At 65.3% G+C, this 7,343-nt stretch carries 9 protein-coding genes; all 9 read right to left on the bottom strand.

Translation table 11 applies throughout. The features are described 5' to 3' along the window. Positions 1-675: DUF3275 family protein (locus BRO63_RS04405; RefSeq protein ID WP_088138656.1), on the bottom strand; the 675-nt coding region annotated here is incomplete at its 3' end. A gap of 94 nt (positions 676-769) precedes the next feature. Then, complete coding sequence (locus BRO63_RS04400) at positions 770-1,597, bottom strand: DUF932 domain-containing protein (protein ID WP_003050347.1); 828 nt, start codon at positions 1,595-1,597, stop codon at positions 770-772. A gap of 144 nt (positions 1,598-1,741) precedes the next feature. Next, complete coding sequence (locus tag BRO63_RS04395) at positions 1,742-2,647, bottom strand: DUF3577 domain-containing protein (RefSeq protein ID WP_003050351.1); 906 nt, start codon at positions 2,645-2,647, stop codon at positions 1,742-1,744. A gap of 228 nt (positions 2,648-2,875) precedes the next feature. Then, the gene (locus BRO63_RS04390) at positions 2,876-3,412 is read right to left on the bottom strand and encodes an XF1762 family protein (RefSeq protein ID WP_003050355.1); all 537 of its coding nucleotides are present in this window, start codon (positions 3,410-3,412) and stop codon (positions 2,876-2,878) included. A gap of 150 nt (positions 3,413-3,562) precedes the next feature. Beyond that, positions 3,563-3,916: a DUF3085 domain-containing protein gene (locus BRO63_RS04385; protein WP_003050357.1), complete on the bottom strand. Its 354-nt coding sequence runs from the start codon at positions 3,914-3,916 to the stop codon at positions 3,563-3,565. A 123-nt stretch (positions 3,917-4,039) separates the two neighbouring features. Further along, positions 4,040-4,864, bottom strand: coding sequence for a hypothetical protein (locus BRO63_RS04380; RefSeq protein WP_003050359.1), 825 nt, complete (start codon positions 4,862-4,864; stop codon positions 4,040-4,042). 288 nt (positions 4,865-5,152) lie between these two features. After that, on the bottom strand, positions 5,153-5,431 hold the full coding sequence (locus BRO63_RS04375; RefSeq protein WP_023108437.1) for a hypothetical protein: 279 nt from the start codon (positions 5,429-5,431) through the stop codon (positions 5,153-5,155). A 96-nt stretch (positions 5,432-5,527) separates the two neighbouring features. After that, a complete protein-coding gene (locus tag BRO63_RS04370; protein ID WP_023108436.1) occupies positions 5,528-6,265 on the bottom strand; it encodes a DUF5983 family protein in 738 nt (245 codons plus the stop codon). An 83-nt stretch (positions 6,266-6,348) separates the two neighbouring features. Then, positions 6,349-7,035: a hypothetical protein gene (locus tag BRO63_RS04365; protein ID WP_023108435.1), complete on the bottom strand. Its 687-nt coding sequence runs from the start codon at positions 7,033-7,035 to the stop codon at positions 6,349-6,351. Positions 7,036-7,343: the final 308 nt, after the last annotated feature.

The raw sequence follows: 7,343 nt of genomic DNA, 5'->3' as shown, positions 1-7,343 counted from the left end.
TTCGGCCTGGCGGCTCCACTCCTGCGTCTTGAAGTCCAGCGCGTAGCCCAGCTCGCCCAGGCGGGCGATCTGTGCACGCAAAGCGCGGCGGTCGATGGTCGAATCCAGTTTCACGGACTCGCCCAGCGGCCACAGCAGGCCGAAGAGCGCGGGGTCACCGTCTTGGGTGCTGCCGGGGGCAGCAGCCTCAGCAGGTGGCGGCGCATCCACGCCAAAGGGCGTGGTATCGACCATCGGGTCCGCGGACGCCTGCACGGGTGCGGGCTTGGCGGGCCTGGACGCTTTGGTCGGCTTGGCCGGCGTTGTCGCAGGCTGCGCCCCTTGCTCTTCATCGAGCGGATCGACGTCCTGGGTGGCGAAGCTGCGGGCTTCGTCGCGGCTGAGTTTGTCGATGCCGTTGAGCGTCATGCCGTCGAGGCTGGCACGGATCTCGAACCGCATGCCGCCGCCGACCGGATAGGACTTCGGGAAGATGTACCTGATGATGAATTCCCCGTCGTACTTGCCTTCGGGGTACTGCTCCAGCTCCGGGTCTTTGACCTCGAAAGTACCGAGGTGCGTGGCGAGGCGGCCAACCGTGAACGGGCCGTTCTTGCCGCGGATGGTACGCAGCGTGAGCTGGCCGGGGACGACGATGGGCGCAACCGATTTCTCGGAAGCCGATGGGGTTGCCATGATGGTTCTCCTGATGATGAATGACGGGCCGCCGACGGCACCCGGTGGATGAGAGGAAATGGCCTCGCCCGAGGTGGGCGAGGTCCGCGTGGCATCACGCCTTGAGCTGGCGCATGCCTTCGGCCAGCAGCCACAACGCCCGGTTCAGGCGCAGGTTCTGGTCGATGCCTTGCACCGGACGGGTGCGCTGATTGCGGCCGTTGGCCGTGCGTCCGTTCAGGCCCCCTTTGACGAGGTTCTCCTGGACGCGGTTGAAGACGGCCCACAAGTCGTTCTTGCGGTCGTCCCATCGCCGGGGTGCCAGCAGTTGGCTCTCCGTGACAGGCGTGGACTTGGCTGGATCGTCGTACTTGAGTGCGAGCGCGGAGTTTGCAAAGACCTCCGCTTCGCCCTCATCGAGGGTGATGGTGCGCATCGCATCGCGCGCGTTCTGCACGCGCTCGAAGCCTTCGAGGACTCCGTAGGCACCTTCGATCACCTGGCTGGCCACGTCGCCCTTGTGGGGAACGCGGATGTCGGCGGTGGTGTCACCGCAAACCAGGCCGTTGTGGCAGACGAACCGGAACATGCCGGCGAGCATCTGATAGCTGCTCGTGCCGTCGTGGCTGTTGAGCAGGATGATCTCGTTCGCCTCGTCGCCGTTGATCTGGCTCGCATGGCGAAGTCGGATGAGGTGCTTCGTGTACTCGCGCCGGTCTTCGTTGCGCACGCGTGTCTGGCACACCATGAAGGGCTCGAAGCCCTCCTGGCGCAGCTTGGTCAGCACGGTCGAGGTCGGTATGTAGGCATACCGATCGGACCGGCTCCCATGCGGAGCGTCGGCGAAGATCGACGGAACGACGGCACGAATGCGGTCGTCCGAGAGTGGACGATCGGAGCGCAGGATCGGGGATTGCGGAGCAAAACGGGATGCCAGAGACATGGCTGATCTCCTTTGAGAAATGCGGTAACCGCGCGGCGGTGAGACCACGCGGAACTCGGGGGATGAAATGCGCAAGCGCGCGTCATGGGGACGCGGCGGATGCGGGAAGAGAAGCGACAAGGCCCCGTGAGGGGCCATGCCGTATCAGAACGAAGCAGCCAATGCCGGCTCCTGCTCCTCGACTTGCGCCTCGGGCTCGCGCTCGGCGGGCTCGGTGGCCGTGTCGATGGCGTCGTCGGCTTCGGACGCGGATGCGTCTTCGGCCGGCGGCGCCTCGGGTTGCGCCTGGCTCGTCGGATAGACCTGGGTGCCGTCGATCTTGATCAGACCGATGTGGACCAGCGTCGATTCCAGGCTTGCGGCCGGTTCCCCGGCGTGCTCGCCCTTGGTGCGGATGTACGGATCGATCTTCATGTCGTTCAGACGGAAGGCGATCAGCACCTTGCGGTCACCCTCGATGGCCTGAACGCACCGGCGAACCAGATGCTCGGCTTCCGGGGTGGCGACGATGGTGTCGAAGTACCGATACTCCGGTTCATCGACAGGCCCGGCCAGTGCTGCGACGGTGCAAGAGAGGAACGAGTCGCCAGCCTTTGGGGTGACGTCCTTCACACGATTGAGATAGCCGATGCCGCGGGTGATCAGCTCGTGCTGCTCGATCGAAGCCAGTTCGGCCCGGTCGATCAGTTCGGCCTTGAGCAGTCGCGCCTTGAGGGACGCGGCGGCCTGACCCTTCTGCTCACCCTTGTCGCGGATGTACGCATCGCCCCACAGGTCACCGAGGCGAAATCGCACCAGCGGGCGCTGCTTGGGATCGTCAACGCCGATGTAGCGCTGAACGAGCTTCTTGGCCTCGGCACCCGAGACCTTGACGTCGAAGTAGCGGTAGCTGGGGTCCCGGGCGGGGCCGACCAGCGCGGCGATGGTGCAAGCAAGGAAAGGCTGCGCACGGCGGCCGCCCCGGACGGGCACTTCACGGACACGCTGGACGTAGCCGATGCCCGAGGTGTGGAGGTCGAAATACGATTTCTCGTTGGACGTGGTGTTCATGGTGAATCTCCATTGGGATGAAGCGGAGACACACCGGCCCACGCATGCGGGGAAGGTGCGTAACCCCGCGGTGGGTTGATAAGGCGAAAGCATCCGCCACCAGAGGCTGGTGGCCGCTCGCGGATGGATGCGGTGCGAGCTGGCTCGGTCACGCAGTGGGAGCTGCGCCGCAACCTCGAAGACCGATGGTTGCCTGGCATGTCGCTGACAACGTCAGCAGGCATGGGGTCAGCATGGCCGGGCCTCGCGCGCGCGGCAGCAATCAATCGGCATCCGGGTGCTTCCCTTTGTCCGCGCCGCCCGGCGCCTGCCACAGGCATTTGGGGCGGCGCAGGTGCTCGGGGTATCGGCGAGGGGGCGGCTGGGACGGCTCCAGGCGCCGCCGCCGCGCGCGCCAATCAGCCGCCAGCCGGCGGCGCGCGGGCTGGCGCCGCCTTCGTCGGGTAAGGTGTAGGTGATCAGGCGGATGTAGCCCAGCGACTTTGCCGCCTGCCAGGCCGCGCCGTATAGCTTGCTGCAGGCGTTGGGTGTGCTGTCGGTGCACAGCCGTGTGACTTCCCGCGTCCAGCCATCGTCCAGGTGCCGCGCGACCGGCCGGCCGACGATGGCCACGCCGCGGATCAGGTCGCTGTCGACCAGCGTGACGGCCAGGGCGAACTTCGCAGCCTGGACCGGACGGTGATGGTGTGCCAGCACGAAGACGTTGGCCGTGCGCAGCGACACCGGCAGCAGGTGCAGCCTCGGCGAGGTCGATGATGTGTTCATGCGGTCGTCTCCGGTGGCATGCCGGCGCTGTGGCCCGCGGGGCGTGCCTTGGCGGCTGGAGACGAACGCGCATGCGCGGCGATGGCCGCGGTGCGAACAAAAGAAAGCCCCCGGTGCGGGGGCTGCGAGGGCTGCGCGGCGGTTGCCGCTTCAGGCGGGAGGCACCACGGCCAAGGACAGGTGCGTGGCGGTGGCGGACAGCACGAGATCGTCCGCCGAGTGCAGGAGGCGCGTGAACAGGCCGTCCTTCGGGTCGAAATACTCCGCAAAATCGTCGCCACCCAGCTCGCGGCCGGCGAGGTGCCACCAGTCATCGAACGGGTCGGTGTCCGGGTTGCAGCCGACGGCGTAGGCGAGCAGTTGCTGGCGTCCATCCGGGCGACGCTCCCCACGCTCGGCGAGGAAGTACACGCCCTGGTCCTTGACCAGGACGATGCGGCACTGATTGGCGATGGCTTCGGTCAGCACGGGGCGCAGGTCGGCGCCTTTGAATCGCAGTGACATGGATGAAATCTCCTGTGTGAAAAAAGAGAAAGGCCCTCCACCCGATGGGATGAAGGGCCTGTAGGGCACGCGGCCGGAATGGCTGGAACGCCGTGGCGGGTGCCTCGGGTCAGCCGAGGGGCGTCATGCCGGGACGGCTTGGCGCTTACGGGCCGCCTTCGCGTCGAGGATGCTCACGTCGATCTGGCGCCAGCGCCCGTCGTCGATGAGCCGCTCCAGCACTTCGCCGAGCATGTCGAAATACACCTCGTCGTGCCGATCGACCAGTTCGACCGATTCACCGTTCTGACGGTGCAGTTCCACCACGTAGGTGTCTCCGCCGCGGTCGTAGAGGATCGTCACCCGGCCCTCGAACTTCGCGGTCGAGACCGTGAAGCTGATCGCCGGCGGGGTCTCGATGATCTTGGAGGGCGTGGGATCGACCCAGGTGAAGTCGCGGGCACCGGCATCCACCAGCATGTGGGTGATGCGCCGGAAGCGATCGGGGGCCGGCATCTCTTCCAACTGCTCGATGAGCTGGCCCAACTCCATGCACTGCGGCGTGGGAATGGGCAGCTTGGCCGGCGCCGAGCCGAGGATGTGCCTCGTGATGGTGTACGGCGTGCCGTCCGAAGTCTTCTCGGTGATGACCTCCGGCGTGTCCGCGCGCAGTCCGTCGAAGCGACGACGGGCATAGGGTTGGACATGCACCTTGGCGCCTTCGGCAGGAACCGTGGTCACCAGGCTGGGATCGAGCACCGCGAACTCGGAAGGCTTGAGCTTGACGACGATGGCATCGTCGGTCGCAGCGACCACCTTGCCGTCGAAGGGTTGGGGGTCGATGGCAAAGCCCAGCGTTGAGGACAGCGGCTGATCATCGAACACGCGGTACTTGAACGATCGCACGTTACGGGGCACATGGCCTGCGACCAGCGAAGGCATCATGGATTTGATGAGGGAACGGTCCATGGGGAAACTCCTTGAGGAAAAACAAGGGATTCCCCGCCCGCAAGGGAGAGGTCCCTTGTGGGTGGCGTGGACGGACGCGGTAGGTCCGTAGGAAGAAACGACCAGCACGGTTTCCCGTGCTTGCAGCCTCGAAGGTCTCGACTGCCTGGGCATGTGTCGGCAGCGCCGACGGACATGGGGCAAGCATGGCCCCGGGGTGATCGGCCTGCCCGCAGGAAACGGCACCGCACCACGCCCGCATTCCTGTGCTGCATACAAGAAAAAGCCCCTCGAAAGGGGCTGGAGGGGTCAGGCTTGGTACACGAAGTAGTGCTCGCGCTGACGCGGAAAGAACACGTGCTTCCACGTATCCCCGCTTGTGTTGCCACCGTCGAAGATGACCATTTCGTAGTCATCCACGTCGGTGTCCACCAGGTCGGCGCTGGCGATATGGCGCATGTGCAGCATGCCGCTCATGCGCTCGAATACCAGGATCTGGCCGATGGCATCGTCCTGGCTCATGGCGTTGACGCAGGCTCCAAGCTGGTGCTCAAAGTCGGATGCGGGTGTGATGAGGTCGGGGAACATGGGATCGCTCCTGTGAAAGTGCGCCGGCCCGGCTCCCTGGTGGGAGACGGGCCGGCATGCGGTGATGAAAAGGAAGGCTGGAGATGTGTCTGGCAGCTATTCGCCGGCCAGCGGCAGGCCCGGCAACACGGGTGCGTCGGCATCGAGGATGAGGATGCGCACGTCGGCCTGGCCGGCCAGTGCAAGGATCTGTGCCAGGTCGTCCGGCATGCCCTTGCTGCGGTGCTCCTGCCGAAGCTGCTCGGCGGTGATCCCCTCGACGTCCTGCAGGTGCTGGTCCGTCCAGGGCGTGGAGACCAGCTTGACGCCGATCGCCGGGCTGTAGGGAACCCGGAACGCAACGAACAAAAAGGCCTCCGGCGTCGCGAGGTCCGCCAGGTTGGCCAGGTACTGGCCGGTTTCATGGCTGATGTGCGCGCTGCTGACTTCCCAGCACCGGCTGTAGTAGCCGGTCTCGAAGCTCAACCGCTGCACGACTTCCCGTGCGGCCTCGGCCGAATAAGTGTCGCCGACGTGGACGGGGCGGCCGTCGAAGTCGTCGCCGTGGATCGCGTACACCACGGCACCCACCACGCCTTCGCCGCTGACGCCTTCAACGGCATCGCATTCGGCCATCAGTGCGGCGCCGACAGGTTCGGTGCCAGTCCTGACCACCGCGAAGCCGCCGGTGACGATGCAGGGGGAAGAAACCAGTGCCTCGTCGGAGAGGTGATGCTGGCTCGGGTGGATGTTTAGCCAGACATGCGGGCTTCCGTCCTCGTGGCTGATGGACAGCGTGCGGACGATTTTCAGATTCCAGTAGCCGCGTAGAAAGGGATTGGGATTCTGGGACATGGGATTTCTCCAACAGAATAATGATGGAGCCAATCCCCGCCACCGGGAATTGACCCCGGTGGGTGGAAAGAAAGGGAACAGCGTCAGGTGGCGCTGATCGTTGGCGTTTGGGCCAATCGCTCGGCGACGCGCCGGCGCAAATTCATGCGGAATGGCTCGTCGCTGACGCCCGCCAGCAGATTGATGGTCTCCAGCGCGAGCAGGGCCGAAGCCTCTTCGATGTCGGCGGCCACAATGGCCTTGCGCAATTGGTCGCCGAGCTGGAGGGCCTGGGAGGAGGAGCTGATGACGCGAACCGCGCGGCTCAGGTAGCAGCCGTTGCCGCCGAACTCGAATAGCCGCGGCTTGCTGCAATACCAGCATCCCTCGAACTGGATGGCGGTCAGGTGGTGGCCGTCATCGAACCGGGTGGCGATCAGAAACAACGCATCGAGATCGGCGGTGCCCTCGAACGAATGACGCTCGATCAAGTTCGCCAGCTCGTCGTCCTCATCAGCACCGAAGTGCACGGCGAGCAATTCGAGCAGCGGCGGGATCGACAACCCTTCGTCGTCCGGCATCGGAATGCCGAGTTGCGTGGCAAAGCCTTCCAGGCCATCGAGCACGTCCGGCCATTGCGGATTGGTGGTCTCGGCGATCTGGGCGATGTAGGCCTGCCCGTTGCAGGGGTGGCTCTCGTCCAGCGCGAAGGTGCCGAACAGCGCCTGGATGACGGGCGTCACTCGGTCGAGCACGAGAACGCCGGTGGCTTCGTAGTAGTTGTTGGCCATGAAGGCTCCTTTCGATGAATGAACGGAGCCAGCCCTTGCGGACGATGGCATCCGCAGAGTAACCGCCTGATGCCAGATGGCACTGGGCGGGGAGAAAATGCGAGGGACATGGCCTCGGACGAGGCGCATGTCCCTCATGGGGTCGCGTGAACGCAGTGATGAAGATGTGCCAGGGACCGGCTCACCAACCGCTGTAGTTCAGCAGCAGGTTGGCGATCACCTGGCGACGAGGCAGATCGAGGCCGTCGAAGTCCGACAACCCGTTGAAGTGGCAGCGCTTGAGCATGGCACCGCCCTCGCGCGCGTTG

The organism is Achromobacter xylosoxidans (assembly GCF_002192695.1).
In the GTDB taxonomy this organism is placed as follows: domain Bacteria; phylum Pseudomonadota; class Gammaproteobacteria; order Burkholderiales; family Burkholderiaceae_B; genus Achromobacter; species Achromobacter xylosoxidans_C.
The sequence above is the reverse complement of the archived record's forward strand: the minus strand, read 5'-3'. Positions and strand labels throughout refer to the sequence as shown.